Origin of the sequence: Nocardioides sp. GCM10028917, assembly GCF_042666175.1 — a bacterium.
Lineage (GTDB): Bacteria > Actinomycetota > Actinomycetes > Propionibacteriales > Nocardioidaceae > Nocardioides.
On the sequence record NZ_JBHTFL010000007.1, the window covers coordinates 922,208 to 949,144 of the forward strand.

The window sequence follows — 26,937 nt, forward strand, 5'->3', positions numbered from 1 at the left end:
GGGGCCGTGACCGCCCCCCGCCGACCCGGCCTGCTGATCGACCTCGGGGCGGCGGCCCTGGCGCTCGTGCTGGTGGGGATCGCCGGGACGCTCGGGAAGTGGCAGTACGACGCCTGGCAGATGCACCGCGACGCCGAGGCCCGCGACCTGACCAGCATCACGCCGGTGCCGCTGGACGACGTGATGGGCAACGACGACCCGTTCCCAGCCCCGGACCTGGGTCGGCCGGTGGAGGTGTCGGGCGAGTGGCTCGACGGCGGCTTCTGGGTCGCCGACCGCTCGAGCGGCGGCAAGCCGGGCTACTGGGCCGTGGCACCCCTGCAGACCGGCGACGCCGCGGTGCTCGTCGTACGCGGCTGGGCGCCCGAGCCCGACGCGGACCTGCTGGCCGCCTCGGGCGAGGCGGAGGTGACCGGCTGGCTGCAGCCCCCCGAGGGCACGCTGGTCGTCGACGACGACCCGTCGGACGACGTCTTCCCGGAGATCCGGGTCGCCGACGCGGTGCAGCGCGTCGACGTGGACCTCTGGTCGGCCTACGTCATCAGCCAGGAACCGGGCCCCGGGCTGGAGGAGGCCGAGCTCGCGGCGCTGCCGACACCGAGCCGCACGACCGGCGTCCGGAACCTGCTCTACGCCGTCGAGTGGTGGATCTTCGGTGCCTTCGCCGCCTACATCTGGTGGCGCTGGCGGCGCGATGCCACCACCCCCGACCTGGCACCCGAGCTGCCCTCACCCAGCGCCGGATAGCGGTGCCGGATAGGTTGACCGCCGTGTCCCGCAACCTCACCGCGTACCGCGTCATGGCCACCATCGTGGGGGTCCTGCTCGTGGTGCTCTGCCTGATCGGCGTGCCGCTGGCCAACTTCGACGGATCCCCGATGTGGGGCGTCTTCGACAGCACCCCGACCTGGGTCACCCCCGGCTCCGACGCCCAGCACCTCGGCGAGCTGATCACGACCTACCTCGGCGTCGCGCACGGCTGGCTCTACATGATCTTCCTCTTCAGCGCCTTCCTGCTCTCGCGCCGGGCCAGGTGGGACTTCCCCTTCACCCTGGTGACCCTCGTCTGCGGCACGATCCCGCTGGTCTCCTTCTGGGCCGAGCACCGCGCCACCCAGCGCGTGCGCGCCGAGCACCCCGAGCTCGCCTGAACCTCCGCATCCTGGGTCTCGTGACGGGACTTCGTCCCTCCTCGACCAGCGGGAGCCCTAGGGTCGACCCATGGTGACCGCGTTCGTCCTCGGTGGCGGCGGTGTCCTGGGCGCCGTCGAGGTCGGCATGCTGCGGGCCCTGCTCGAGCGCGACATCGTCCCCGACCTCGTCCTGGGCACGAGCGTCGGCGCCCTCAACGGCGCGATGGTCGCCCGGCAGCCCGAGCTCGCGGTCATCGAGCGGCTCACCGACCTGTGGGTCGCGACGGCGCAGGGACGCGATGTGTACGGCGACCGGCCGCTGCGCACGGTACGGCGGGCCGTCTCGACGGGCACCCACATCTACTCCTCAGGGCCGTTGCGCACCCGCCTGGAGGAGGAGCTCGGCAGCGCTCGCTTCGAGGACCTGCCCGTACGGCTCGAGGTGTGCGCGGCGAGCATCGAGCGAGCGGCCGAGCACTGGTTCACCGAGGGGCCGATCGTGCCGGCGATCCTCGCGAGCGCCGCCGTGCCCGGCCTGCTTCCGCCGGCCGAGGTCGACGGCGAGCACTTCCTCGACGGCGGCCTCGTCAACTCCATCCCGGTGGGCCGCGCGGTCGAGCTCGGCGCCACGCGGGTCTTCGTGCTCCAGGTCGGCCGGATCGACCGGCCGCTCAAGGTGCCGACCCGACCGTGGGAGGTGGCACGGGTGAGCTTCGAGGTCGCCCGCCGACACCGGTTCACGCGCGACATGGCGACGATCCCCGACGGCGTCGAGGCCCACGTCCTGCCCGCCGCCGGCACCTCGTCGCGCGACGACTCGCTGCTCGCCCACCGCGACTTCTCGGGCGTGCAGGACCGCATCGACGCGACGTACGCCGCTTCGCGGGACTTCCTCGACGCCGAGCTCGGCCGACCATGAGCCGCCCGCTCGTGTGGGTCCTCCGCCGGCTGGTGGTGGCCCCGGCGGTGGTCGCCCTCACCGTGCTGATGTGGGTGACCCTGCCGGGCTGGCTGCTGGTGGCCGCGGCGCTCGCCCCGGTGCTGCCCGGCCGGTGGCGCGCGCTGCGCGTGCTGTGGCTGGTGCTGCTGTACGCCACCTTCGAGACGCTGATGCTCGCGGTGCTGCTCGGCCTGTGGCTGGCCAGCGGCTTCGGCTGGCGGATCCGCTCGCCCTACTTCGCGGGCATCCACTACGACCTTGTGCAGGGCACGCTGATCGTCTTCTTCCGCGAGGCCCGGCGGGTGCTGGCGCTGCAGATCCGCACCGACGGGCCGCACCCGTCACGGGTTCCCGACGGACCGGTGCTCGTGATGTGCCGGCACGCAGGACCCGGCGACTCGTTCGTGCTGATGTACGCCCTGCTGCACTGGTACCACCGCGAGCCGCGCGTCGTCCTCAAGAACACCCTCGCCTGGGACCCGGCCATCGACGTGATCCTCAACCGCGTCCCGGCCCGCTTCATCTCCCCCAACCCGGCGGCCGGGGAGGACCTCGAGTCGCAGATCGCGTCCCTCGCGACGGGCCTCGACCACAACGACGCCTTCGTGATCTTCCCGGAGGGCGGCAACTTCACCGCGGCGCGCCGCAACCGCGCGATCGCCAAGCTCCGCCAGCTCGGCCTGGAGCGGATGGCGGTGCGCGCGGAGGACATGGTCCACGTCCTGGCCCCCCGTCCCGGCGGGGTGCTCGCCGCGCTCGAGGCCGCACCCGAGGCCGACGTGCTGATGGTCGCCCACACCGGGCTCGACCACCTCCTGACCGTCGGCGACCTGTGGCGCGAGCTGCCGATGGACAAGCAGATCACCATGCGCTGGTGGCGGGTGGCCCGCGAGGAGATCCCGGCCGACCGCGACGAGCGCATCGACTGGCTCTTCCACTGGTGGGAGCGGATCGACGACTGGATCGAGGCCAACCGCGAGGCCGACACGCAGACGGGCGGTGCGTGAGGAGGAGTCCGTCGTCGGAGAATCCTCGTCACGCACCGCCCGGTGCGGTGGTGCGGTGCTGCTAGCTCTTGCGCGGCACGTCGTCGATGTCGATCACGTCGGCGGGCGCGTCCGGGTCGGTCGGCGAGTGCGCCTCCTCGACCGAGTCGCTGATCGCCTCACCCGGGGCGCCGCCGCCGGGGTCGTCGGTGGCCGGCGGGTCGACGGTCACGACGTCGTCGGCCGTGACCTCGTCGGGCAGCGGGTCGGTGAGCGGGTCGCCACCGGGTGCGGCCGACGTCGTCGCCGGGGAGGCGGGCGTCGGCGGCACGGTGGCCGACCCGGTCGTGGACGCTGGCTTCGGCGGGGCCGGCGGCACGTAGGTCGACTGCCAGTTGGCGTCGGCGTCCTGCTTGCTCTTGAGCTTGCTGAACACGAAGCCGCCGATGGCGAGCAGCCCGGTGACCAGCAGGAGCTTCTTCAGCTTGCTGCCCTGCGGCTCGGGCTCGACGCCGCGCAGCTCGTTCACCTTGGCCGCGGCCAGCTCACGGGCCTCGGCGGCACGCTCGGACGCCAGCGCGGCCGCGACGGCTGCCTTCTCGGCGGCGGTGGCGCGCGCCTCCTCCAGCAGCGGGGCGGCCTTCTCGCGCGCCTCGGCGGTCTTGACGGCCGCGAGCGCGGCTCCGGCTGCCGCAGCCTCGGCGGCGCGGGTGCGCCCTTCCTCGAGCAGCGGCTGGGCCTTGTCACGGGCGTCGGTCAGCGCGGGTCCCGCCTTCTCCACCGCCTGCTCCCACGCCGACTCCAGCTGGGGTACGACGGTGTCGGTGACGGTCTCCGAGAGCTGCTCCACGTAGTCGTGAGCACGATCCATCAGGGACTTCTTGCGGCCGAAAGGCATGCGTGACCTCCTCTGTGAGTGTGGCTCCATCTCACCACGGCGGCCGTGACGCGACCAGCCCCGCCCGGGTGGGCCGAGACGGACGGAGTCACGCGGGCGCCCTGCCTGGCTCGGGGGTGGGCGCGGCGTGGCAGGATCGAGGCGCACGGCAGCCGTGCCGCGCCACATCGACGTACGACAGACCCACAGCTGAGAGGCAGATCCCATGGCCGACCCCAAGGCGACCTTCAAGACCAATCGGGGCGACATCGTCGTCAACCTGTTCCCCAACCACGCGCCCGAGACCGTCGACAACTTCATCGGGCTCGCGGAGGGCACCAAGGACTACCGCGACGACGCCGGCCGCTCGGGCGAGAAGTACTACGACGGCCTCGGCTTCCACCGCGTCATCGACGGGTTCATGATCCAGGGCGGTTGCCCCCTCGGCACCGGCACCGGTGGCCCGGGCTACACGTTCAAGGACGAGATCCACCCCGAGCTCGTCTTCGACAAGCCCTACCTGCTCGCGATGGCCAACGCCGGCCCGGGCACCAACGGCTCGCAGTTCTTCATCACCGTCGGCGCCACCCCGTGGCTCAACCGCAAGCACACGATCTTCGGCGAGGTGGCCGACCAGGCCAGCCGCGACGTGGTCGATGCGATCGCCACCACCCCCACCGGCGCGATGGACCGCCCGCAGGAGCCGGTGGTCTTCGAGTCGGTCACCATCGAGCGCTGACCGACCCCGGTCCGCACACCGACGCGACACACGTTGAACCAGCCACGTCCCTGCCATGACCCAGCCGCCTGACGGGCCGGCCACGGACCGGACCGCGGCCGGGGTGCCCACCTGCTACCGGCACCCCGACCGCGAGACCTGGATCCGCTGCCAGCGCTGCGACAAGCCGATCTGTCCTGACTGCATGCGCGACGCCGCGGTCGGCTTCCAGTGCCCCGACTGCGTCAAGGAGGCCAGCAAGGGCTCGCGCCAGAACCGCGCCATGTACGGCGGGGAGCGCAGCGCCGACCCCCGGCTGACGACGTTCGTCCTGATCGGCATCAACGCGGTGGTGTGGCTCGCGATCACCATCACGGGTGGTCGCACGTCGTGGCTCACCCACCTGCTGGCGCTGCGACCGGTCGGGGTGTGCGACCCCGCCAACGGCTCGCTCTACGACATCGAGGAAAAGGTCTGCGAGGCGTCCGGCGCGACGTTCCAGGCCGGCTTCTCCGACGGGGCCTGGTGGCAGCTGGTCACGGCGGCGTTCACCCACGTCGAGATCTGGCACCTGGCGATGAACATGTTCGCGCTCTTCCTCTTCGGTCCCGCGCTCGAGGGCATCGTCGGCCGGGCGCGCTTCCTGGCGATCTACCTCATCAGCGCCGTGGCGGGATCGGTGATGGTGGTGTGGTTCAGCTACGACTTCGTCTCCACCGTCGGCGCCTCCGGAGCGATCTTCGGCCTGCTGGGCGCCCTGCTCGTCGTGGCCCGCAAGGCCCGGCTCAACTCGCAGTGGCTCGTGCAGAACCTCGTGCTCGGCGTCGTCATCACGGTGGTGGGCTGGCGCTACATCTCCTGGCAGGGCCACCTCGGCGGCCTCATCGGCGGAGCGCTGGCGGCAGCGATCATCGCCTACGCCCCGGCATCCCGGCGCTCGGTCGTGCAGTGGGTCGGCCTGACCCTCCTGCTGGTCGCCCTCCTCGCGCTCGGGCTCGTGCGCGACGTCGCCCTCTCCTGACGCCTGCCCGGCAGGCTCACCCGCCCCCGCCCCCGCCCCCGCCCCTCGTCGTACGACGGGGAGGCGGGGGCGGTGTTGTTGGGGGACGCCCGCCCGTCCAGCGTCGCGCGCGGCTGTCCCCAGCTGTGCACACAGGTGTGGATAACTACAGACGTGTAATTCCACAGGGGTTGTCCACAGTGGGGATATCTCCCGTCCCTGTTCCAGCCGCCCTCGTCCACCCCGAAATCGACTCGAGCGGTGAGAGAGACGCCTTCCCTTCCCCAGGAAGGCGCCTCACTCACCGCTCGAGGCGAGAGTGCCGTGGTGACCCGGATCACCGGGCCGAGGGAGAACCTACTCCCACTTGGTCGCGAAGCTGAACCCGACCGCCATGAAGGCGATGCCGACGACGAGGTTCCACTGGCCGAGGTCGTTGAAGATCGGCAGGTTGGAGAGGTCGTCGGAGAAGATGTAGAAGGTGCAGATCCACACCAGCCCGATGAGGAAGCAGCCCAGCATGCCGACCACGACGCCGCGGCCGCGGCCGAGGGGCGTGGAGGGGTGGGCGGAGACCATCAGGCCGACCAGCAGGAGGCCGAAGCCGATGGCGTAGTTCCAGTCGCCGAGGTCGGCGACGGCCTTGGGCGTGCCCTCGACCGGCGGGAAGGCGAGCGGGTTGCCCCGGGCCTGGACGTAGTAGAAGACCAGCCAGCCGATGCCGGCGAGGATCAGCACCAGGGCGATCACGAACCTCGGGGTGAAGAGCGACGTCTTCTCCGCGGTGGTGATCGTGGGGGACTTCGACACTGCTGCTCCTGGGGCTGGTCTGTCAGGGTCCCGGCGCGCTCACGGCGCCGGTCACGGGCGGTACGGTGCCCGACGGGGGGCTAGCGTAGTCGTCATGCCGTCACCGTCCCACTCGTCCCCCGGGCGTCGTCGCCTCTGGCGGGTCGCGACCCCGGTGGTGGTCCTGCTCATCGGGGCCCTGTTCGCGGTGAGCGCGGAGCAGAGCGACGGCTTCGACCTCCGCGGCGGACGGCTCACCGACCTCGCCTCCGTGGTCCGCGCCGAGCGCGACGAGGCCGCCCAGCTCACCGCGGAGGCCGGCTCGCTCAACGCCGAGGTGGAAGCGCTGAGCACGCAGCTCGGCGACCGGTCGGTCAAGCGGGCGCAGGACCAGATCGCCACGCTCTCCGACCCCGCGGGGCTGACCGAGAAGACCGGCCAGGCCGTGCAGGTCTCGCTCGACGACGCCTCGGAGGAGTCGCGCCTTGCCTACGAGGGCGACCCCAACGACCTGGTGGTGCACCAGCAGGACATCCAGGCCGTGGCCAACGCCATGTGGAACGCCGGCGCCGAGGCGGTCACCATCCAGGGGCAGCGGCTGATCTCCACGACCGGCATCAAGTGCGAGGGCAACCAGGTCACCCTCCACGGCATCCCCTACTCGCCGCCCTACGTGATCGTCGGCATCGGCGACCCGGCCGCGATGGAGGCCGAGCTCACCACCGACCCCATCCTCGCGACCTACCGCGACTACACCCTCGTGCCCGGCGGCGGCGTCTCGTGGGACATGACCCGCCTCGACTCGGCCGTCGCGCCGCCGTACGAGGGCCTGCTCGACCTCACCTACGCGACCCCCATCCCGGGATAGTCCGGCCTCGTCGGCTCCCGAGGGCCTTCATCGCGCGTACGTCGTGCTGTGGGGCGGTCGGACGACTGAGCACCCGAGACTCGGACTTCGCGGTCGAGATCTCGGGTGCAAAGCGGGGTGGTCACCGGATATCCGGGGACCGCAGCGGCGCGCCGGCTACGGGGTCGGCGGGGTCTCCGGCGTCTCGGTGGGAGGCACGGTGGGCGTCTCGGTCTCCGTCGGGAGCGGCTCGGTCGGCGTCTCCGTGGGTGTCTCCGTGGGCGTCTCGACCGGCTCCTCGAACGCGGAGACGAAGATCGTCACGGTGCTGCCCTGGTCGGCGGTGCCGCCGGCCGGGATCTGGTCGACCACCGTGCCCTTGGGCTCGGTGGACGCTGCGTCGGTGCGGACGTCCGGGGTGAACCCCGCGTCGCGGATGGCCCGCTCGGCCTGACCCTGCTTCAGCCCGCGCACGTCCGGGACCTTCTCGGGGCCGTCGGAGAACACGATCGTGATGGTCGTGCCCTCCTCGACCGACGTGCCGGCGGGCGGGTCGGTGCTGAGGACCTGGTAGCGCGGCTCGTCGGAGTCCTGCTCCTGGAAGCGCACCTTGAGGTCCTGGGCGAGCATCGCGGCCCGCGCCTCCTTGCGCTGCGTGCCGACGACGAAGGGGACCTCCACCTCGGGCCTGCCCAGCGAGAGCACGAAGTCGACCGAGGCGCCGGGGTCGGCGAAGACGTCGCGGTTCGGGTCCTGCGAGATGACCGTGTCGGGCGCGACCGTCTCGGACGTCTCGCGGGTGATCCGACCGACCGTGAAGCCGGCATCGGCGATCTGGAGGCGCGCCTCGTCCTCCGTGAGGCCGACGACGTTGGGCACGGCGGAACGCTCGGGCGCGTCGTCGAACAGCATGTCGTTGAGCAGGTACGCACCGCCCGCGAGGAGGGCCACGACCAGGATACCGGCGAGGACCCACCACCCGGCGCGGCTGCGCGACGGCTCGTCGCGCTGGGGCGGCGGCGAGGCGGCCATGGTCGAGGTCGCGTCGCCCGGCGGGACCGGGGGGACGTACTGCGTCTCCGCCGGCGGCGGCACGGCGGGGGCCTGGATCGGGTGGCCGGCGAGGTAGCGCTCGATGTCGGCCTTCATCGCTGCCGCGCTCTGGTAGCGGTCCTCGACGCGCTTGGCCAGCGACTTCATCACGATCGCGTCGATCTCGGGGTCGAGCTGGTCGTCGAGGTCGGACGGCGGGGCCGCCGGCTCGCGCACGTGCTGGTAGGCGACCGCGACCGGGCTGTCGCCGACGAACGGCGGCCGGCCGGTGAGGAGCTCGTACAGCATGCAGCCGGTCGAGTAGACGTCGGACCGTGAGTCCACCGTCTCGCCGCGGGCCTGCTCGGGGGAGAGGTACTGCGCGGTGCCGACCACGGCCGCGGTCTGCGTCATCGTCGACGAGGCGTCGGAGATGGCGCGGGCGATGCCGAAGTCCATCACCTTCACGTCGCCCGACGGCGTGAGCATCACGTTGCCGGGCTTGATGTCGCGGTGGATGATCCCGGCGCGGTGGCTGTAGTCGAGTGCCGACAGCACGCCGGCGGTGATCTCGAGCGCCCGCTCGGGAAGGATCTTGCGTCCCTCGCGCAGGATGTCGCGCAGCGTGCGCCCCTCGACGCACTCCATCACGATGTAGGGCTGGGCGACGCCCGACCCGTCGGTGGCCATCTCCTCGCCCGTGTCGTACGTCGAGACGATCGAGGGGTGGTTGAGCGACGCGGACGACTGGGCCTCGCGGCGGAACCGGGCCTGGAAGGTGGCGTCGCTCGCGAGGTCGGTGCGCAGCCGCTTGACCGCGACCGTGCGACCGAGGCGCTGGTCCTTGCCCTTGCGGACCTCGGCCATGCCGCCTCGGCCGAGGAGCTCGCCGAGCTCGTAGCGGCCGCCGATGAGCGTCGGCTCCGGCTGCGTCATCCCTCGTCGTTCCCTTCGTCGTCTTGTCGCTGGCCGGGCGGGATCTTGCTCCAGAAGCTCACCGTCACCTGGTCGCCCTCCTGGAGCGTGCCGCTCGGCTCCACCGACTCCACGGCGTCGTCCGGCTGGTCGCCGGGGTTCTCCAGCTCGACGGCGACCGGCTCGAGGCCGAGGTCGCGCAGCTCCTTCTCGACGTCCTTGCGGTCGCGCCCGACGAAGGCCGCGGGGTCGACCTCGACCGTGGCCGGCTCGGTCTCGGTGGGAGTCTCCGTGGGGGTCTCGGTGGGAGTCTCGGTGGGAGTCTCGGTGGGGGTCTCCGGCTCGGTCTCGGTGGGAGTCTCGGTCGGGGTCTCGGTGGGGGTCGGTGTCGGCTCCTGCGACGGCGACTGACCCTGCGATGGGGTGTTGTCGCCGGTCGAGCCGGTGGGCTCGTCGTCGCGGGCGCCCAGCCAGAAGGCGAGCAGCACGGCGGCCACCACGGCCGCGATGCCGAGCAGCAGCGGCCACGGCGTCGTACGACGGCGGGCGGGCGCCGGCTCGGGCGTCGGGGTCGGCGTCGGGGCCGGGATCGGAGCAGAAGCCCCCGCCGGCATGACCTGCGTCGTGCTCCCGTCCGTTGCGGCGGCCGGCGCGACGACGGTGGCAGCGCCTGCACCGGTCACCGAGGCGGGGGAACGCAACGCCCGGGCGAACGCGGCGCCGTCGGGGAAGCGCTCCCCGGGCGACTTGGCCATCCCACGGCGTACGACGGCCGCGAGGTCGGCGGGCACCGTGTCAGGCAGGTCGGGGACCGGGTTGCGCAGGTGGGCGATCGCGGTGGCGACCGGGGTGTCGGCGACGAACGGCTTGCGCCCGGCCAGGCACTCGAACGCCACGACGGCGAGGGAGTAGACGTCGGACGCCGCGGTGGCCGACGTGCCCTCCGCCTGCTCCGGCGAGATGTAGGCGGGCGTGCCCATCACCTCGCCGGTCTGCGTCAGCGCCATCCCCTCGGCTGCGCGCGCGATGCCGAAGTCGGTCACCTTGATCCGGCGGTCGGGGGTGACGAGCAGGTTGGCGGGCTTCACGTCGCGGTGCACGATCCCGGCGGCGTGGGCGACGCCGAGGGCGTCGGCGGCCTGGGCGAGGAGCTCCTGGGTGGCGGCCGGGTCGAGCGGTGCCCCGGGTCGCAGCAGGGCGGAGAGCGGCTGGCCGTCGACGAGCTCCATGACCAGGTAGGGGCGGTGGGTCGACGACCCGTCGTCGGGTGCGCCCGGCCCGTAGTCGAAGACCGCGGCGATGCCGGGGTGGTGCAGCGCGGCGGCGTTGCGCGCCTCGGTCTCGAACCGGGTGCGGAAGAGCGCGTCGTCGGCGTACTCGGGCTTGAGCACCTTGACCGCCACGCGCCGGTCCAGGACGGTGTCGCGGGCCGACCACACCTCGCCCATGCCGCCGGTGGCGATGCGCGACTCGAGGAGGTAGCGGTGGGCGTCGTCGACGTGGCCGCCCGGGGTCAGTGCCGTCACTGGTTGATCACCGCCTCCATGACCGCCTTGGCGATCGGGCCGCCGAGGCGCCCGCCGCCGATCTCCGAGCGCGAGGTGTCGCTCGACTGCACCAGCACGGCGACGGCCACCTGAGGATTGTCGGCCGGGGCGAAGGAGACGAACCACGCGTAGGGCGGCCGGTCGGCCGTGGACTGCGCGGTGCCGGTCTTGCCCGCGACCTGCACGCCGGGGATCTGCGCCGGGGTGGCGGTGCCGGAGTCGACGGTCGCGACCATCATCGAGGTGAGCTCATCGGCGGTGGTGCTCGAGATCGCCTTGCTGATGCTCTGCGGGTCGGTGCGGTCGAGCACGGACAGGTTGGCGGCGCGGACCTCGTCGACGACGTAGGGGCGCATCACGTCGCCGTCGTTGGCGATCGCGGCGGCGACCATCGCCATCTGCAGCGGCGTGGCGGTGACGCTCGACTGGCCGATGCCCGAGAGGGCCGTCTGCGGCGGGTCGAGGTCACGCGGGTAGAGCGACTCGGCCTGGCCGCCGAGGTCCTCCAGCGAGGTGTCGTTGAAGCCGAACGCCTCGGCCTGGTCGGCCATCGCGTCGACGCCGAGCTCGTTGGCCAGGCTCATGAAGGTGACGTTGCACGAGACCTGCAGCGCCTGCGTCAGGGTGATCCGACGGCCGCCGCAGTTGCCGCCGTCGTAGTTGCCGACCGTCGTCGTGGACTGCGGCAGCTTGAAGCGGAAGCCGCCGGGGACCTGCGAGTCGGCGTCGTAGTTGCCCGACTCGATCGCGGCCGCGGCGGTGACCAGCTTGAACGTCGACCCCGGGGGCAGCGTCGTGCCGATCGCCCGGTTGATGAGCGGCTCGCGCGGGTCGGCGTTGAGCTCCTTGCTGAGGTCGGCGACGGCGCCGAAGTCGTGCGAGGCGAGCTTGTTCGGGTCGAAGGTCGGCGTCGAGGCCATCGCCAGCACGCGCCCGGTCGTCGGCTCGAGCGCCACCACGGCACCCTGCGCGTCGCCCGGGAGGCCCTCGAGGCCCGCCCACGCGGCGTCCTGCGCGGCGGCGTCCGCCGCCAGCTGCACGTTGCCGCCCTTGGGGTCGCTGTTGCTGAGCAGGTCGACGAGGCGCGTGACGAACAGTCGCGAGTCGTCGCCCGCGAGAACGGAGTTCTGGGAGCTCTCCACCCCGGTCTGCCCGTACCAGGAGAAGTAGCCGGTGATCGGGGCGTACTTCATCGGCTGGGGGTAGACGCGCTGGAACTTGTACTTGTCGTCCGACGGCACGCTGCGGGCGACGGCGTCCTTGCCGACGAGGATCGCCCCCCGCTCGCGGGAGAACGTGGCAGTGATGATGCGGCGGTTGCGCGGGTCGTCGGAGAGCGTGTCGGCGCGGACGTACATCAGGTAGGTGACGTTGACGAGCAGCGCCATGAAGAGCGCGAGGCAGAAGACCGAGACGACGCGGATGGGCTTGTTCACCGCAGCTTCACCACCTGGGTCGTCTCGCTGTCCTCGCCCGCCTCGTCGACGGGGTCGAGGCGGGGGGTGGGACGACGAGCCTGGTCGGAGATGCGGAGCAGCAGCGCGATGACGACCCAGTTGGCGACGAGCGAGGAGCCGCCGTACGACAGGAACGGGGTGGTCAGGCCGGTCAGCGGGATCAGGCCGGTGACGCCGCCGATGACGACGAAGACCTGGAGCGCGATGATCGTCCCGAGGCCGACGGCCATCAGCTTGCCGAAGCCGTCGCGCGAGATGAGCGCGATCCGCAGCGCCCGCTCCACGATCAGGCCGTAGCAGAGGATCACCGCCATGATCGCGGTCAGGCCGAGCTCCTCGCCGATGGTCGAGAGGATGAAGTCGGAGTAGGCGAACGGCACCCGCTCGGGGAAGCCGTTGCCGAAGCCGCGACCGATGAGGCCGCCCCAGCCCTGGCCGAACAGCGCCTCGACGAGCTGGTAGCTGCCGGGCGAGGCGTCGTAGTAGTCCATCGGGTGCAGCCAGAAGTTGAAGCGGTTCTGCACGTTGCCGACGAAGGTGTACGCCGCCAGCGCGCCGGCTCCGAACAGCAGTCCGCCGACGACGAGCCAGCCGGCCCGCTCCGTGGCGACGTAGAGCATCGCGAGGAAGAGGCCGAAGAACAGCAGCGAGGACCCGAGGTCGTTCTGCAGGACCAGGATCATCATCGACACCCCGAACATCGCCAGGATCGGGCCGAGGTCGCGTCCGCGCGGCAGGTCGACGAACAGGACGCGGCGCCCGGCGAGCGCCAGGGCGTCGCGGTGGAGCACGAGGTAGCCGGCGAACGCGATCACCAGCATCACCTTGGCGACCTCACCGGGCTGGAAGCTGAAGCCGGCCACGTTGATCCAGATGCGGGCGCCGTTGATCTCCCGACCGACGAGGGGGAGGAAGGGCAGGATCAGCAGCAGGATGCCGATCAGGCCGGCGGTGTAGGTGAACCGCTGGAGCACCCGGTGGTCGCGCAGCAGGATCAGCGTGGCGATGAAGAGGATCACGCCGAGCGTCATCCAGGTGAGCTGCTGACGCGCGAAGGTGTGCGGGTCGCCCGACGCCTCGTAGGTCAGGTCGAGACGGCGCAGCACGGCGAGCCCGAGGCCGTTGAGGGCGGCGACGAGGGGAAGCAGCACCGGGTCGGCGTACGGGGCCACGAAGCGGACCGTCACGTGGGCCGCCACGATCAGTCCCGTCAGCCAGCCCCCGTAGCCGAGGATGTCTGCGGGCACGGCTCCCTCGACCCCGAGGCCGACGGCGGCGTAGGCGCCGATGCCGACCGCGAGGGCGAGCACCAGCAGGAACAGCTCCGCGCCCCGGCGGCGCCGGTGCACGAAGCCCATGAGGGTCCCGGTCTGACTCATCGCAGCAGGCCCGTCAGTCGACTTCCTGGCGCGCGGCGTAGTTGTCCACGGTCAGCCGCGCGTCCTCCAGGTCGTCGGACTCGATGCCCTCGCGGACCGTCTCGGCGTCGATGTCGCTGAGCCGGGTCAGCTCGACGTCGGTGACCTCGTAGGGGTGAGAGAGCGATACGCCGGGCAAGCTGGCGTCGATCCCGCGGAAGATCGTGACCTTCCCGTCGTCCTCGGCGACGTAGAACTGCTGCTGGCTCCACGACCAGCCGGCGGCCAGCACGACCCAGCCCAGGCCGAGCAGCGCGGTGGCCACCAGCAGCCGGCGCAGCCAGGCGTAGCGACCGGGGTCGCGGGGCGCGTAGCGCGCGGCCTCGGGGTCGATCGGGTCGGCGACGTAGGCGCCCGCAGGCACGTCGTCCGGGACCGGCGGGATCTCACCGGTGTCGCCGGAGCGGTGACCGCGGAACAGCCCGCCAACCGCGCCGCCGAGCGGCAGGCGCCGGGGGAGGTCGGCGGCCGCACCGACGAGCAGGGGGGCGAGGTCCTCGGGCGGCGCCTCCTCGGAGACGTCGGCGACGAGGCAGGTGACGTTGTCGGTGCTGCCGGCCTCGAGGCTCGCGCGGACGAGCTCCACGGCCGCGAAGTCGGGGGTGCCGGTGCCGAGGATCTCGGCCATCCGGTCGTGGCTGAGCGTGCCGCACGCGCCGTCGCTGCAGAGGAAGACGCGGTCCCCGGGCTCGGCGGGGAACTCGAAGAGGTCGGGCTCCTCGTGGCGGATGCCGTCGAGCGCCTTGAGGATGAGGTTGCGGTGCGGGTGGGTCCGCGACTGCTCCTCGGTGATCCTGCCCTCGTCGATGAGCGACTGGACGAACGTGTGGTCGTGGGTGAGCTGGCGCAGCTCTCCGCGGCGGTAGAGGTAGGCGCGGCTGTCGCCGATGTGACCGACCCCGAAGCGGGTGCCGTCGAAGAGCGCGACGGTGGCGGTGGTGGAGGTGCCGTTGAGGGCGGGGTCCTCCTCGACCAGCTCGGCGATCCGGTCGTCGGCGCGGTGCACGGCACCGGCCACCTGGCCGAGGATGTCGTCGTCCGGCTCCTGGTCGAGCTTGCGCAGCGCCTGCACCGCGGTGCTCGAGGCGAGGTCGCCACGGACCGCGCCGCCGACGCCGTCGCAGACGGTCAGCAGCCACGGACCGGCGTAGCCGCTGTCCTGGTTCTCGCGGCGCACGCGGCCGACGTCGGAGATCGCGGAGTAGTGCAGGTACATCACTTCCGCAGCTCCAGGATCGTCTTGCCGACGCGGACCTGGACGCCGAGACCGATGGTGGTGGGCTGCGTGATGCGGACGGGGCCGACGTAGGTGCCGTTGGTCGAGCCGAGGTCCTCGACGAACCACTCGTCGCCGCTCGCGGCGACGCGGGCGTGGCGGGTGGAGACGTAGTCGTCGTCGAGCTTGATCGCCGCGTCGCTGCCGCGGCCGATGAGGAGCGGGGCGTCGGTGAGCTCGGCACGGGTGCCGGGGTTCTCGCCCTCGACGACGAGCAGGTGGGTGGGCGCGCCGCGGCGCGGCTTCTTCGCGGCCTTCGCGCCGGCCTTGCCCTTGCGGGCAGGAGCGGGGGCGCCGTTGCGCGCCGTCTCGGGGACCCGCGCGCCGAACATGTCGGAGCGGATCACCGAGATCGCGGACAGCACGAAGATCCACAGGATCGCCAGGAACGCCATGCGGATCAGGAAGAGGGTCAGCTCAGACATTCCAGCCCCCGGCCTCGTCACGTCCGCCGTCGATGCGGACCGTCATCTCGGTGTGGCCGATGCGGATCGTCGACCCGTCGCGCAGCCGGGCGCGAGCCACCTTCGACCCGTCGACGAGGATGCCGTTGGTCGAGCCGAGGTCGACCGCCTCCACACCGTCGATGCTGACCTCGAGCTCGAGGTGGCGCCGGCTCACGCCGGGGTCGTTGATCCGCAGGTCGGCCTCGGTGCCGCGACCGACCACCAGGCCGGGCGGGCGCAGCGGGTGGCGGGTGCCGTTGACCTCGAGCGTGGCGTGGGAGGAGCGGGTGCGGGTGCGCTGGTCGTTGTCGGTGACGCTCGCCTGCGCCTTGGACCGGATCCGGAAGCGGCCGGTGGTCAGGTCGTCGGCGGACTCGAAGGCGATGCTGATCGGCCCCGTGAAGACGTAGCCCTGGGCGTCGGCGTGGTCCTGCAGCTGGTCGACGAGATCCTGCTCGAGCGCGCGGCCGAGGCCGACGATGCGCTCGAGGTCGGTGGCGGACAGCTCGACGTGGAAGTCGTTGGGGACCAGCCGGCGCTGCCGGCTCAGCACCTGCGCGTTGTTGTCGCACTCGCGCTGGAGCGCGGCGGCGATCTCGACGGGCTGCACGGCGCTGCGGAAGGCCCGGGCGAAGACACCGGAGATCACGGTCTCGAGCCGCTGCTCGAAGCGCTGCAGGGGGTTCATCGTCAGGCCTCCTCTCGTCGAACCGTCGTGGTGGGCAGGCATCAACGACCGCCCGACCGGTGCGGCCGAGCGTACCGGCCGGGCGCTGCTGCGCCACGGTGGCGCCCCGGCGTCCGGCCGATTGGGAAGGCCCGTCAGCGGTGGGGTAGCCTGAGCCCGCTTCTCGCGCGAGTGGCGGAACGGCAGACGCGCTGCGTTCAGGTCGCAGTGTCCGAAAGGGCGTGGGGGTTCAAATCCCCCCTCGCGCACAAGTGACAGGGCCCCGACCGACGGTCGGGGCCCTGTGCGTTCCCGAGGCGGAAACTACTCCGCTCTGGGTGAGGCGCTCCTCCCTGTCGGCGCCTACGTTCGATCGACGGAACGGCGCGGCAACGTCCGACGTAGACGACAGGAGAGTCGCTGATGACGACGCAGCATGCAGTGCCCGGTGCCGCGAGCCCGGCGATCGACCCGGTCAGCGCCGACGCGGCTCAGGTCGCGCAGGCGTTCGGGGTCGTCCCCGAGACCGGTCTGTCCGCCCAGGAGGCGAGGGCGCGGCTGGAGTCCATGGGCGCCAACCGTCTCTCGGAGACCGCCAAGGAGTCCGGCGTGAAGGCCTTCCTGCGCCAGTACCAGGACTTCATGCAGGTCATCCTCCTGGTGGCGGCCGTGGTCAACCAGATCGTGACGCAGGAGACCGGGACGACGGTGCTGCTGGCCGGGCTGACGGTGTTCAACGCCGTGATCGGGCTCCGCCAGGAGTCCAAGGCGGAGGAGAGCGTCAAGGCGCTGGCCCAGATGATGAAGACGATCGCGCGGGTGCGCCGCGACGGTCAGGCCGTCGAGATCGACGCCCAGGAGCTGGTGCCCGGCGACGTCGTGCTCGTGGAGGCGGGCAACCTGATCCCCGCCGACGGCCGCGTCACCCTCGCCGCGACGCTGGAGATCGAGGAGGCGGCGCTCACCGGCGAGAGCCTGCCGGTCGGGAAGTCGGTCGAGCCCGTCATGGGGGAGGACGTGCCGCTCGGCGACCGCACCTGCATGGCGTACATGAACACCTCGGTCACCCGCGGGCGCGGCGAGATGATCGTGACGGCCACGGGCATGCAGACCGAGATCGGCCACATCGCCAACATGCTCGCCAGCGCCGAGACCAGCAAGACGCCGCTGCAGAAGCAGCTCGACTCGCTGTCCAAGATCATCGCGAGCATCGCCGGGATCGCGCTGCTGCTGGTCCTGATGCTGGGTCTGGCACGTGGCGAGTCGTTCGACACGCTCTTCGTCACCGGCGTCGCGCTCGCCGTGGCCGCCATCCCGACCGGCCTCCCTGCCGTGGTGACCGCCCTGCTGTCGATGGGCACCCGGGAGATCGCCAACCGGCACGCCATCGTCAAGCGGCTGCCGGCGGTGGAGACGCTGGGCTCGACGTCCGCGATCTGCTCCGACAAGACCGGCACCCTGACCCTCAACAAGATGACCGCCCGGCAGCTGCTCATCCCCGGACAGAACCGCTTCACCGTCTCCGGCGAGGGCTACAGCACGGTCGGCGAGATCAGCCACGTCGGCGGGCAGAACCACGACCTCGACCCCTACCTCCTGCCGATGGTGCTGTGCGCAGACGCGGTGCTCGACGGGGAGAGCCTGATCGGCGACCCGACCGAGGGTGCGCTGATCGTGCTGGGCGAGAAGGGCGGGCTGGACATCGCCGGGACCCGCGCCGCGCTGCCACGGGTCGCCGAGGTGCCGTTCGACTCCGACTACAAGTTCATGGCGACGTTCCACGAGATGACGGCGGACGACGGCCGCGCCGTCGTCCGCTGCTACGTCAAGGGCGCACCGGACGTGCTGATCGCCCGCGCGACCACCTTCCGGAGCCCCGACGGGACCCTGCTGCCGATCACCCCGGACAACCAGCACCTGGCCCTCGACGCGAACGACCAGATCGCCAACGCCGGTGAACGTGTCATGGTCGTCGCGCAGCGCGACCTCGACCCGCAGGTCCTCCAGGCCGGCGGCGACCTGATCGACCACGTCCACGACCTCACCCTCCTCGCGATGGTCGGCATCGTCGACCCGCCGCGCGCCGAGGCCAAGGCGGCGATCGCGGAGTGCCGCGACGCCGGCATCCGGGTGCGGATGATCACCGGCGACCACGCCAGCACCGCGGCCGCCATCGCCACCGAGCTGGGCATCCCGGGCCGGGCGGTGACGGGCCACGAGTTCGCCTCGATGACCGACGAGGAGCTGCTCGGGCAGCTGGACGACATCGGCGTCATCGCCCGGGTGGCGCCGGAGGACAAGGTCCGCCTGGTGACCCTGCTCAAGCGCATGGACAACGTGGTCGCGATGACCGGCGACGGCGTCAACGACGCACCGGCGCTGAAGACCGCGGACATCGGTGTCGCGATGGGCATCACCGGCACGGAGGTCTCCAAGCAGGCCGCCGTGATGATCCTGACCGACGACAACTTCGCCACCATCGTCGGAGCGGTGTCGTACGGCCGGACCCTCTACGACAACCTGCTGAAGTACCTGCGGTTCCAGATGTCGACCCTGGTGGCCTACATCGCCGTCTTCCTCGCTGCCGGCGTCCTCGACATCGCCAACGGCTCACCCCTGAACCCGCTTCAGATCCTGTGGCTCAACATGGTCGTGGACATCCCGCTCGCGATCGCCCTCGGGTTCGACCAGCCGGCACGCGGCCTGATGGCCCGCCCGCCACGCCCGGTGGGGGCCCCGGTCCTCTCGCGCGCGAACTGGATCCGCCTGTGCATCCAGGGTGCCGTGATGACGATCGGGGCGCTGGTGGCGTACCAGATCGGCGACGCCCAGGAGGGCGCCCTGGTCGCCGCGACGATGCTGCTCACGACGCTGTCGCTGTTCCACCTGGCGGGGGCGCTGCTGAGCCGCGACCAGGTGAACACGATCTTCGACCGGGACGCCCTCCCGGCCGTGACGCAGCTGCGGCGCTACGGGATCGCCCTCCTGGCCATCATCCTCGTCACGAGCATCGACTTCCTGCAGCGCCTCTTCGGCACCACGGGACTGACCTTCGCCCAGTGGTGCATCTGCACCGGCCTCGCCGCCTCGCTCGTCGTCGTCGACGAGGTGATCAAGCTGGTCGGTCGCCGTCGCCACCCGGCGCCCGACGTCGCGCTCCCCGTGCTGGCCCCCGCCCCCGCGTGAGGCGCGGGACCGCCGCGGCGCCCTCGACGGCTGCGGCGTCCGGGCGGTCGGCATACTCGGCGGCGTGACCGACCGCACCCCCCATCCCTCCGCCGCCGGCCTGGCCGAGCCGCTGCGGTCGCGGTGGAGCCCGAGCGTGTACGACGACGCGCACCGGTTGAGCAGCACCGAGATCGAGACCCTGCTGCGCGCGGCCCAGTGGGCGCCGAGCAAGGGCAACACCCAGCCCTGGGCGTTCTTCGTCTGCGTCCCCGGCACCCCGCAGCACGACCGGCTCGTCGCGACCCTGAGCCGCGGCAACGCCGGCTGGGTGCCGCGCGCCTCGGTCGTCTTCGTCACCACCGCCCAGGTGCGCGCGAGCGACGAGCCGGACGCGCCGTCGTACAGCGACCACGCCCTCTACGACGTCGGCCAGGCCGCGGCGCACCTGACCCTGCAGGCCGGGGCGATGGGCCTGCACGCCCACCAGTTCGCCGGCTTCGACCACGAGGCGCTCGCCGAGGCGCTCGGCGTGCCCGCCACCCACCTGGTGCTCACCGGCATCGCGGTCGGCGTGCCGGGCGACCCCGCCGAGGTCGACGAGCGCACCGCCGCCCGCGACCGGCGCGACCGCGCGCGCAGGCCGCTGGAGGAATGGGTGTTCGGCGAGCGGTTCGGCGATCCGTTCGTGCCGACGCCGCTGGCAGACTCTGGGGCATGACCTCTCTCTCCGACTTCTCGGCCGCCGCGATCGACGGCACCGACACCGACCTCGCCCAGTACGACGGCAAGGTCGTGCTCGTGGTGAACACCGCCTCGCAGTGCGGGTTTACCGGCCAGTACAAGGGCCTGCAGCAGCTCCAGGACACCTACGCCGACCAAGGCCTGGTCGTCCTCGGCTTTCCCTGCGACCAGTTCGGCAACCAGGAGCCGGGCGACGAGGCGGAGATCTCCGACTTCTGCGAGCGCAACTTCGGCGTGACGTTCCCGCTGTTCTCCAAGGTCGACGTCAACGGCGACGACGCGCACCCGCTCTTCGAGTGGCTCAAGGACTCCAAGGGCGGCCTGCTCGGCAGCAAGATCAAGTGGAACTTCACCAAGTTCCTCGTCGGCCGCGACGGTCAGGTCATCGACCGGTACGCCCCGCAGACCGAGCCGGAGAAGCTGTCCGACGACATCGAGAAGGCGCTGTGACCCGGGCCGGCGCCCTCGTCGCGGCGGTCGTCGCGGCGGTGGTGGCGTCGGCGGCGCCCGCGGCAGCATCGTCGCTGGTCGAGGAAGGCGCCCTGGCGCCTGTCACGAGACCCCTCAGCCGAACGCCCGACGTGGTCGTCGGCTCCGGCACGCCCGCGTCGTGCACCTCGCGCGCGGTCGTACGAGCCGTGGCGAAGGGCGGCGTGATCGGCTTCGACTGCGGTCCGTCCCCCGTCACGATCGCGATGAAGCGGACCGCGAAGGTGGTCAACACCTCCGCGCGCGTCGTCCTCGACGGCGGCGGCCTGGTCACGCTCAGCGGCGAGGGCAGGCGGCGGATCCTCTACATGAACACCTGCGACCGCGCACAGAAGTGGACGACGTCGCACTGCAACGACCAGGCCGAGCCGCGGCTCGTCGTGAAGCGGATGCGCCTCGTCCGCGGCAACAGCACGGGGGAGACGACCGACGGGGGCGGTGGCGGCGCGGTGTTCGTGCGCGGCGGCCGGCTGACCATCGTCGACTCGACCTTCGCCGGCAACCGCTGCGACGGCACCGGCCCCGACGTGGGCGGAGCCGCGGTCCGGGTGCTCGACCAGCACCGCGACCGCCCCGTCGTCGTACGCCGCTCCACCTTCACCGGTGGCCGGTGCAGCAACGGCTCGGCGCTGAGCAGCATCGGCGTCTCGTGGCGCATCTCCTCCTCGACGTTCACGGGCAACCGGGCGATCGGGCGCGGCGCCAACCCGGCGCGACCCGGCACCCCCGGCGGTGGCTCGGGCGGCGCGATCTACCTGGACGGCGACGACATCCACCTGACCGTCGAGGACTCGACGATCACCGGCAACCGCGCCCGTGAGGGCGGCGGCGCGATCTTCTTCGTCTCCAACGACCGCACCGGCACGCTCACCATCGACGGCTCGCGGCTGACCGACAACCCGAGCGACGGGTTCGAGACGATCCCGGGGATCTTCTTCCTCGGAGCGAGCCGGACGATCACCGACTCGGTGGTGCGTTAGCCCCGCCGGGTCAGCGGCTACCGCCACACGAGCGACGCCACAGCCGGCGCACCGACGGCCTGCCGGAGCAGCGCAGCCGTCGACCGGGCGTGCGCCAGGGAGAGGAGCGGGTCGTCGCGGTCGCGGAGGTAGGTGTCGTACATCGCGGAGTAGTGGGCAGTCTTGCGGTCGACGGTGCCGTCGTGTCCGACGTGCTCCACCGGCGTGCCCCCGTCGAGCGCCAGCCCGGTCATGGCGGTGTGGTCGAGCAGGACCTCGCGGCCGCCGTCCCACCGCAGCGAGGTCTGCTTGCTGCTGTCACCGGTGTGCCAGTTGGCGCTCAGGATGCCCGTGCCCGTGGCGAAGCCGACCTCGGTGACCGAGCGCGACCCGTCGGGCGCCGCGCCGTGGGCGCGCACCTCGCACCCGGTCACGAACCGGGCGAGCAGGCCGAGCTGGTTGGGGCCGGAGTCGACCCAGGTCGAGACGTAGCTCGCGCGCCGGGTCGGCGCCATCGAGACGTAGGGGTCGTTGAAGGTCGACACGACGACGGCCGGCTCGCCCCAGCCGCGCGCCGCCACCAGCCCGACGCCCCACCCGACCTCGGGGGAGAACGCGAAGTGGTTGACCACCCGGACCCGTGCGGCGGCGTCGCCGCGTGCCTCGAGCGCGTCGAGCGCCACCGGGTCCTCGGTCAGCGGCTTCTCCGAGAGCACGTCCGCACCGGTGTGGTCGAGCAGCCGCTCCACCAGGTCGAGGTGCGTGCTGGTCGGGGTGGCCACCACGAACAGGTCGGGCTCCTCGACCCGACCGGACCGCAGGTCGGCCAGCACGGCGTCGAGCCCGTCGTACGCCGGCACGCCCGCGGTCTCCCGGGCCGTGGGCGAGGGGTCGGCGGTGAGGACGACTGTCGCGTCCTGCCGCGCTGCGAGCGTGTGGAGGTGGACCTGCCCGATGACCCCGAGGCCCAGCAGTCCCACGGTGAGCGGGCCGGTGTCTACGGCTGGCATGGGGTCGATGGTGGTGAACGGCCGGTCCACCCGCACCCCCGGACCCTGGCCGACAGGGCCAGCGGCAGACTGGGCGACATGGCGGAGCCGACCGAGGAAGAGAAGTGGCTGGTCGTCGACGGCCGGCGCTGGCGGCGTACGGACCCGACGATCCCGGCGGACGCCCTCGCGCGGCTGACGTCGCACCTGGGCCGCGGCCGGTCCGGCGTGCGCACGGCGTCGTCGGAGGCCGAGCTCGAGGCGACCCGGAACCGGACCCGCCTGGCCAAGGTCGGGCTCGGTGAGCGCGGCACGCCCTGGTGGGAGCAGACCGACGCGCAGCGCCGGGAGCGCTGGAAGTCGGCGTTGTCGGAGCTGGACGCGCTGGACGACTAGAGCCGGCCGAGCGAGGGCGCGTCGGGGCCGACACGCTCGGCCAGCCACTGCGCCACCTGCTCCTCCGAGGGTGCGAGCCCGTCGCTGATGACGTGGGGCGCGACGCGGGAGAAGTAGTCGGTGACGAGGTTGTCCGACTCCCGCACCAGCATCCCGGCGGCCTCGCCGTCGACGATCCACGAGCCGAGTACAACGCGGTTGCCCTCGAAGCTCGGCAGGTCCGTGTAGGCCTGGTAGACCCAGCCCTCGGCGCCGTACCCGCCGGGCATCACGACGTCCTCGAGGGTGTCGTCGAGGTGGATGCGGATGTTGTCGCCCTCGCGCCCGTGCAGCGGCTTGGCGACCCAGCGCTCGAGGTCGCGCGGCTCGTCGAAGTACGCCGGGAGCAGCAGGCGGTGGCGCGGGAAGAGCTCCCACAGCACGGGCAGCAGCGCCTTGGTGCTGAGCAGCGCCTTCCATGCCGGCTCGACCCACCGCGTCGGGCGCGACTCCTGCTGCTCGACGACGAAGCGGCCGAACGGCTCGGCCAGCATCTCCTCCCAGGCGTAGAGCTTGAAGGCGTTGCGCAGCGGCTCGTCGTGGACGTCGCGGTAGTCGCGGGTCTCCGGGTTCCAGCCGACCTCGGCCATCGGGTGCGCCATCGTGATCCAGCCGGCCTGCACGGCGGTGTCCATCAGGTAGTGGACGGTCATCTCCATCTCACCGCCGTCGTAGGAGTCCTCCTCGCCGAGGTCGTAGAGGAAGTGCATCCGGTCGCCGTCGAAGTGCCCGGAGCGCCGCAGCTTGCGCCACCCGGCGACCAGCCGGTCGTGGACCGAGTTCCACTGGTCCATCTCCGGCATCACGTCCTCCATCCAGTTCCACTGGACGATCCCGGTCTCCACGAGGCCGGTCGGGGTGTCGCCGTTGATCTCGAGCATCTTGATCGACCCGTCGGCGCCGTACGCGAGGTCGAAGCGCGCGTAGAGCGCCGGGTCGTCGGCCTCGATCGAGCGTCGTACGACGCCCAGGGAGCCGGGCGGGAGGCCGAGCCGCTCGTCGGTCATCGTCGTCGCCATGTGGGCGACGGCCTGCAGGCACATCGCCCACAGCTCCTCGGTGGCCGCCTCGAGCGCCTCCACCTCCTCCATGGTGACCTCGTACCAGGCCGACTCGTTCCAGTACGGCAGCTCGGAGCCGTCGGGCATCTTCGTGGTCGGGAAGACCAGCCCCTGCTCCACGACGGTGTCGCGCCAGCCCTCACGCGGCCGCGACCGGTGCCGCCACATCAGTCGACCCCGGCCCGATCAGGCGATGCTGGCGCACACGATGGCGCCGACCGAGAGGGCGACGGCCGCGGCGACCTGGGCGAGGGGGCGTACCGGCCCGGGGGCGGTGACGATCTGGCGCAGGTCGCCCGGAGTGATGGCCTCGACGGCGAAGAACATGAGGGTGTTGAGGGCGATGCCGACCGCGCCGAAGGCGACCGTCCACAGCAGCGCGGAGCCGAGCGAGGTCTCGCCGTTGGTCCAGATGGCGGTGAAGAGCACCGCGGCGTTGGAGACCAGCCACGCCGAGGTGACCACGCCCGCGCCCTTGGAGTGGGCGTGCACCGACTCGTTGCCGTTCTCGTCGACGCCGCGGAGGTGGGTGCCGAGGTGGCCGGGCGTCGCGAGGTCGAGCACGTAGTAGGCCACCACGAGCATCACGCCCCCGACGAGGGCGTACGCGACGGCGTGGAGGAGGGCGTCGAACAGGTCGGTCACGGGAAGTCTCCTGGTGCGGTGCAGGTGGCTGGGTGGTCGGGTGCGGGACGGTCCGGCTCAGCCGAAGCCGCGCGAGCTGCCGCCGAAGCCACCCTTGGTGGTCGCGGACTTCACGGTCGAGCCGCCGGTGGTGGGGAGGCCACCGCGTTGCACCGTGCCGTTGAGGGTGCTGCCCCGGTAGGTGCCACCGGTCGCGGTCTGGCCGACGGCGGGCACGATCGACCTCGCGGCGAGGTAGTACCAGAAGAAGCCGCTGCCGCCGCCGCCGTCCTCGGAGGCGTCGTCGCACTGGTCGTCGTCGACGCGCTCCTGGGTGTCCGGATCGACGCACACGGCGGCGTAGTCGGCGCTCGAGGCGCACCCGGTCAGGCTGCTGGCCATCAGTGCGGTGATGCCCAGCGAGATGCTGGCCGAGCGCATCCGGCGGTGGGTGGGCGTGGTCATCGGGGTCCTCCGGGAGGTCCTGTGGTCGGGCTCGTCGGCGCTCGAGGGACGGCTACGACGCGACGAGGTCGGCGTACTCGGGGTGCTTCTTGATGTACGACGCCACGTAGGGGCAGTCGGGACGCACCGTCAACCCGCGCGAGCGGGCGTCGTCGAGTGCGGAGCGGGCCAGCGTCGAGGCGTGGCCCTGGCCGCTGAAGGCGGACGGCACCTCGGTGTGGATCAACCGGATCACGTCGCCGTGCAGGCGGTAGTCGATGAAGCCGACGAGCTGGTCGCCGGATCGCAGCTCGTAGCGGTGGTTGTCGGGAACGTCGATGAACTCTGTGTCCACAACCTGAGCCTAGTCGCAGGTGACTTGCCCGTAACCCCACGCGGGGGGGAGGGTGCGGGCATGGCAGCAACCGCGTCGTCGTACTCGATCACCATGCGGTTGTACGCCGCGGCCGACCACAGCGTCGTGGGCGCCGTCGCGACCACCATCGCGAAGAACGGTGGCGTCGTCACCGCGATCGACGTCGCCGAGTCGCGCCACGACCGGCTCACCGTCGACGTGACCTGCTCGGCCGCCGACGCCACCCACTCGCAGGAGCTCGTCGCGGCCGTGTCCGAGGTCGAGGGCGTGCAGGTGCACAAGGTCAGCGACCGCACGTTCCTGCTCCACCTCGGCGGCAAGATCAGTGTGCAGTCCAAGGTCCCGCTGCGCACCCGCGACGACCTCTCGATGGCCTACACGCCCGGCGTCGGCCGCGTGTCGATGGCGATCCACGACAACCCCGAGGACGTCCGCAAGCTCACCATCAAGGGCAACTCCGTCGCCGTCGTCACCGACGGCTCGGCCGTCCTGGGCCTCGGCAACATCGGTCCCGGCGCGGCGATGCCGGTGATGGAGGGCAAGGCCGCGCTGTTCAAGCGGTTCGCCGACATCGACGCGTGGCCGATCTGCCTGGCCAGCCAGGACACCGACGAGATCGTCAAGGCCGTCGAGATGATCGCGCCCGGCTTCGGCGGCATCAACCTCGAGGACATCGCGGCCCCGCGCTGCTTCGAGATCGAGGCCCGGCTGCGCGAGTCGCTCGACATCCCGGTGTTCCACGACGACCAGCACGGCACCGCGATCGTCGTGCTCGCGGCATTGACCAACGCACTGCGCTGCGTGGAGAAGCAGCTCGCCGAGGTGCGGATCGTCGTCTCCGGCGCCGGTGCCGCCGGCACCGCCATCGTCACGCTGCTCCTCGCCGCGGGCGCGAAGGACGTCGTCGTCGTCGACCGCGAGGGCGCCCTCGCCGCGGGTGACGAGTCGCTCTCCGCCGCCCACGCCGACCTGGCCGCCGCCACCAACCCGCGCCGGGCGACCGGGTCGCTGCGCGAGGTCCTCGTCGACGCCGACGTCTTCGTCGGCGTCTCGGCACCGGGCATCCTCGACCCCGAGTGGATCCCGACCATGGCGCCCAAGCCGGTCGTCTTCGCCCTCGCCAACCCCGACCCGGAGGTCGACCCGGCCGAGGCCGACAAGTACGCCGCCGTGGTGGCCTCCGGCCGCTCCGACTACCCCAACCAGATCAACAACGTGCTGGCCTTCCCCGGCGTCTTCCGCGGCCTCCTCGACGCCGGCGCCTCCGAGGTGACCGTCGACATGCTGCTGCGCGCCGCCCAGGCGATCGCCGACACCGTGAGCGCAGAGGAGCTGCACGCGGCGTTCATCATCCCGAGCGTGTTCCACCCCGACGTGACGAAGCGGGTGGCGACGGCGATCAGCGGCCGCGAGGGCTGACTGTTTGGCGCTCGCTCCGCTCGCGCGTGCTCGGCGGTGCCTGATGGCGCTCGCTCCGCTCGCGCGTGCTCGGCGCCCCTGAAGACGTCGTCTTCCCTCCTCGCTCCCGAGCTGCCTCGCTGCGCTCGTCGCGCTTGCTCGCTCGTCGGTCCAGACGACGTCGGGCGCCGAGCGCGCGGGTTGG

27 protein-coding genes and 1 tRNA gene are annotated in these 26,937 nt (G+C 71.9%); 14 read left to right on the forward strand and 14 right to left on the reverse strand.

From position 1 onward, the window contains the following. The first annotated feature begins 6 nt into the window (after positions 1–6). The 4 genes from ACFQW6_RS13810 (at position 7) to ACFQW6_RS13825 (ending at position 3,080) form a co-directional block, all read left to right on the forward strand. The gene (locus tag ACFQW6_RS13810; protein ID WP_378546113.1) at positions 7–747 is read left to right on the forward strand and encodes an SURF1 family protein; all 741 of its coding nucleotides are present in this window, start codon (positions 7–9) and stop codon (positions 745–747) included. A gap of 23 nt (positions 748–770) precedes the next feature. Continuing rightward, the gene (locus ACFQW6_RS13815; RefSeq protein ID WP_378546116.1) at positions 771–1,151 is read left to right on the forward strand and encodes a DUF3817 domain-containing protein; all 381 of its coding nucleotides are present in this window, start codon (positions 771–773) and stop codon (positions 1,149–1,151) included. Positions 1,152–1,221: 70 nt separating this feature from the next. Beyond that, complete coding sequence (locus ACFQW6_RS13820) at positions 1,222–2,052, forward strand: patatin-like phospholipase family protein (protein WP_378546119.1); 831 nt, start codon at positions 1,222–1,224, stop codon at positions 2,050–2,052. Then, positions 2,049–3,080: a 1-acyl-sn-glycerol-3-phosphate acyltransferase gene (locus ACFQW6_RS13825; RefSeq protein ID WP_378546122.1), complete on the forward strand. Its 1,032-nt coding sequence runs from the start codon at positions 2,049–2,051 to the stop codon at positions 3,078–3,080. Before ACFQW6_RS13820 ends, ACFQW6_RS13825 begins: the two co-directional genes overlap by 4 nt. Positions 3,081–3,141: 61 nt before the next feature. Here the strand turns inward: ACFQW6_RS13825 and ACFQW6_RS13830 are convergent, their stop codons facing one another. Beyond that, positions 3,142–3,957, reverse strand: a complete 816-nt coding sequence (locus ACFQW6_RS13830; RefSeq protein ID WP_378546125.1) for a hypothetical protein — start codon at positions 3,955–3,957, stop codon at positions 3,142–3,144. A 205-nt stretch (positions 3,958–4,162) separates the two neighbouring features. Between ACFQW6_RS13830 and ACFQW6_RS13835 the strand changes: the two genes are divergently transcribed. Both ACFQW6_RS13835 and ACFQW6_RS13840 read left to right on the forward strand, forming a co-directional pair. Next, positions 4,163–4,675 (forward strand): peptidylprolyl isomerase, encoded by a 513-nt coding sequence (locus ACFQW6_RS13835; RefSeq protein WP_378546128.1) that lies wholly within the window; start codon positions 4,163–4,165, stop codon positions 4,673–4,675. Positions 4,676–4,730: 55 nt separating this feature from the next. Continuing rightward, entirely contained in the window at positions 4,731–5,675 is a 945-nt protein-coding gene (locus ACFQW6_RS13840) for a rhomboid family intramembrane serine protease (protein ID WP_378546131.1), read from the forward strand. A gap of 336 nt (positions 5,676–6,011) precedes the next feature. Here ACFQW6_RS13840 and ACFQW6_RS13845 read toward each other — a convergent pair whose 3' ends face one another. Next, positions 6,012–6,464 (reverse strand): cell division protein CrgA, encoded by a 453-nt coding sequence (locus tag ACFQW6_RS13845; RefSeq protein ID WP_378546134.1) that lies wholly within the window; start codon positions 6,462–6,464, stop codon positions 6,012–6,014. Positions 6,465–6,558: 94 nt separating this feature from the next. On the opposite strand from ACFQW6_RS13845, the gene ACFQW6_RS13850 reads away from it, so the two are divergent. Continuing rightward, a complete protein-coding gene (locus ACFQW6_RS13850; protein WP_378546137.1) occupies positions 6,559–7,311 on the forward strand; it encodes a DUF881 domain-containing protein in 753 nt (250 codons plus the stop codon). Positions 7,312–7,467: 156 nt separating this feature from the next. On the opposite strand, the gene pknB is transcribed toward ACFQW6_RS13850, so the two are convergent. The 7 genes from pknB to ACFQW6_RS13885 are packed head-to-tail and all read right to left on the reverse strand — an operon-like array spanning position 7,468 to position 16,069. Then, a complete protein-coding gene (gene pknB, locus ACFQW6_RS13855) occupies positions 7,468–9,258 on the reverse strand; it encodes a Stk1 family PASTA domain-containing Ser/Thr kinase (protein ID WP_378546140.1) in 1,791 nt (596 codons plus the stop codon). Next, positions 9,255–10,763, reverse strand: a complete 1,509-nt coding sequence (locus ACFQW6_RS13860) for a serine/threonine protein kinase (protein ID WP_378546143.1) — start codon at positions 10,761–10,763, stop codon at positions 9,255–9,257. The genes pknB and ACFQW6_RS13860 overlap by 4 nt, the downstream gene beginning before the upstream one ends. Beyond that, positions 10,760–12,220 (reverse strand): peptidoglycan D,D-transpeptidase FtsI family protein, encoded by a 1,461-nt coding sequence (locus tag ACFQW6_RS13865; protein ID WP_378546146.1) that lies wholly within the window; start codon positions 12,218–12,220, stop codon positions 10,760–10,762. Before ACFQW6_RS13865 ends, ACFQW6_RS13860 begins: the two co-directional genes overlap by 4 nt. Then, positions 12,217–13,620, reverse strand: coding sequence for an FtsW/RodA/SpoVE family cell cycle protein (locus ACFQW6_RS13870; protein WP_378546149.1), 1,404 nt, complete (start codon positions 13,618–13,620; stop codon positions 12,217–12,219). Before ACFQW6_RS13870 ends, ACFQW6_RS13865 begins: the two co-directional genes overlap by 4 nt. 13 nt (positions 13,621–13,633) lie before the next feature. Then, positions 13,634–14,875 carry a PP2C family protein-serine/threonine phosphatase gene (locus ACFQW6_RS13875; RefSeq protein ID WP_378547562.1) on the reverse strand — a complete coding sequence of 414 codons (1,242 nt, stop codon included), beginning with the start codon at positions 14,873–14,875 and terminating at the stop codon, positions 13,634–13,636. Next, positions 14,875–15,360 (reverse strand): FHA domain-containing protein, encoded by a 486-nt coding sequence (locus tag ACFQW6_RS13880; protein ID WP_378546152.1) that lies wholly within the window; start codon positions 15,358–15,360, stop codon positions 14,875–14,877. The genes ACFQW6_RS13875 and ACFQW6_RS13880 overlap by 1 nt, the downstream gene beginning before the upstream one ends. Further along, on the reverse strand, positions 15,353–16,069 hold the full coding sequence (locus ACFQW6_RS13885) for an FhaA domain-containing protein (protein ID WP_378546155.1): 717 nt from the start codon (positions 16,067–16,069) through the stop codon (positions 15,353–15,355). The genes ACFQW6_RS13880 and ACFQW6_RS13885 overlap by 8 nt, the downstream gene beginning before the upstream one ends. A gap of 165 nt (positions 16,070–16,234) precedes the next feature. Between ACFQW6_RS13885 and ACFQW6_RS13890 the strand changes: the two genes are divergently transcribed. The 5 genes from ACFQW6_RS13890 (at position 16,235) to ACFQW6_RS13910 (ending at position 21,426) form a co-directional block, all read left to right on the forward strand. Beyond that, positions 16,235–16,317: transfer RNA gene (locus tag ACFQW6_RS13890), tRNA-Leu, on the forward strand. Positions 16,318–16,471: 154 nt separating this feature from the next. Next, the gene (locus ACFQW6_RS13895; RefSeq protein WP_378546158.1) at positions 16,472–19,234 is read left to right on the forward strand and encodes a cation-translocating P-type ATPase; all 2,763 of its coding nucleotides are present in this window, start codon (positions 16,472–16,474) and stop codon (positions 19,232–19,234) included. 64 nt (positions 19,235–19,298) lie between these two features. Beyond that, positions 19,299–19,934 carry a nitroreductase family protein gene (locus ACFQW6_RS13900; protein WP_378546161.1) on the forward strand — a complete coding sequence of 212 codons (636 nt, stop codon included), beginning with the start codon at positions 19,299–19,301 and terminating at the stop codon, positions 19,932–19,934. Next, positions 19,931–20,407: a glutathione peroxidase gene (locus ACFQW6_RS13905; RefSeq protein WP_378546164.1), complete on the forward strand. Its 477-nt coding sequence runs from the start codon at positions 19,931–19,933 to the stop codon at positions 20,405–20,407. Before ACFQW6_RS13900 ends, ACFQW6_RS13905 begins: the two co-directional genes overlap by 4 nt. Further along, positions 20,404–21,426 carry a right-handed parallel beta-helix repeat-containing protein gene (locus ACFQW6_RS13910; protein WP_378546167.1) on the forward strand — a complete coding sequence of 341 codons (1,023 nt, stop codon included), beginning with the start codon at positions 20,404–20,406 and terminating at the stop codon, positions 21,424–21,426. The genes ACFQW6_RS13905 and ACFQW6_RS13910 overlap by 4 nt, the downstream gene beginning before the upstream one ends. Positions 21,427–21,443: 17 nt before the next feature. On the opposite strand, the gene ACFQW6_RS13915 is transcribed toward ACFQW6_RS13910, so the two are convergent. Next, entirely contained in the window at positions 21,444–22,415 is a 972-nt protein-coding gene (locus ACFQW6_RS13915; RefSeq protein WP_378546170.1) for a Gfo/Idh/MocA family protein, read from the reverse strand. A gap of 78 nt (positions 22,416–22,493) precedes the next feature. Here ACFQW6_RS13915 and ACFQW6_RS13920 point away from each other — a divergent pair, with 78 nt between their 5' ends. Continuing rightward, a complete protein-coding gene (locus ACFQW6_RS13920) occupies positions 22,494–22,790 on the forward strand; it encodes a hypothetical protein (RefSeq protein WP_378546173.1) in 297 nt (98 codons plus the stop codon). On the opposite strand, the gene ACFQW6_RS13925 is transcribed toward ACFQW6_RS13920, so the two are convergent. The 4 genes from ACFQW6_RS13925 to ACFQW6_RS13940 are packed head-to-tail and all read right to left on the reverse strand — an operon-like array spanning position 22,787 to position 25,313. Beyond that, positions 22,787–24,058, reverse strand: a complete 1,272-nt coding sequence (locus ACFQW6_RS13925) for a glutathionylspermidine synthase family protein (RefSeq protein WP_378546176.1) — start codon at positions 24,056–24,058, stop codon at positions 22,787–22,789. The two genes, ACFQW6_RS13920 and ACFQW6_RS13925, sit on opposite strands and share 4 nt — an antisense overlap. A gap of 18 nt (positions 24,059–24,076) precedes the next feature. Continuing rightward, a complete protein-coding gene (locus tag ACFQW6_RS13930) occupies positions 24,077–24,535 on the reverse strand; it encodes a DUF350 domain-containing protein (protein WP_378546179.1) in 459 nt (152 codons plus the stop codon). A gap of 57 nt (positions 24,536–24,592) precedes the next feature. After that, positions 24,593–24,979 (reverse strand): hypothetical protein, encoded by a 387-nt coding sequence (locus tag ACFQW6_RS13935; protein WP_378546182.1) that lies wholly within the window; start codon positions 24,977–24,979, stop codon positions 24,593–24,595. A gap of 52 nt (positions 24,980–25,031) precedes the next feature. Beyond that, complete coding sequence (locus ACFQW6_RS13940) at positions 25,032–25,313, reverse strand: GNAT family N-acetyltransferase (protein WP_378546185.1); 282 nt, start codon at positions 25,311–25,313, stop codon at positions 25,032–25,034. Between the two features lie 60 nt (positions 25,314–25,373). Here ACFQW6_RS13940 and ACFQW6_RS13945 point away from each other — a divergent pair, with 60 nt between their 5' ends. Next, positions 25,374–26,753 carry an NAD-dependent malic enzyme gene (locus ACFQW6_RS13945; RefSeq protein ID WP_378546188.1) on the forward strand — a complete coding sequence of 460 codons (1,380 nt, stop codon included), beginning with the start codon at positions 25,374–25,376 and terminating at the stop codon, positions 26,751–26,753. The last annotated feature ends 184 nt before the right edge of the window (positions 26,754–26,937 follow it).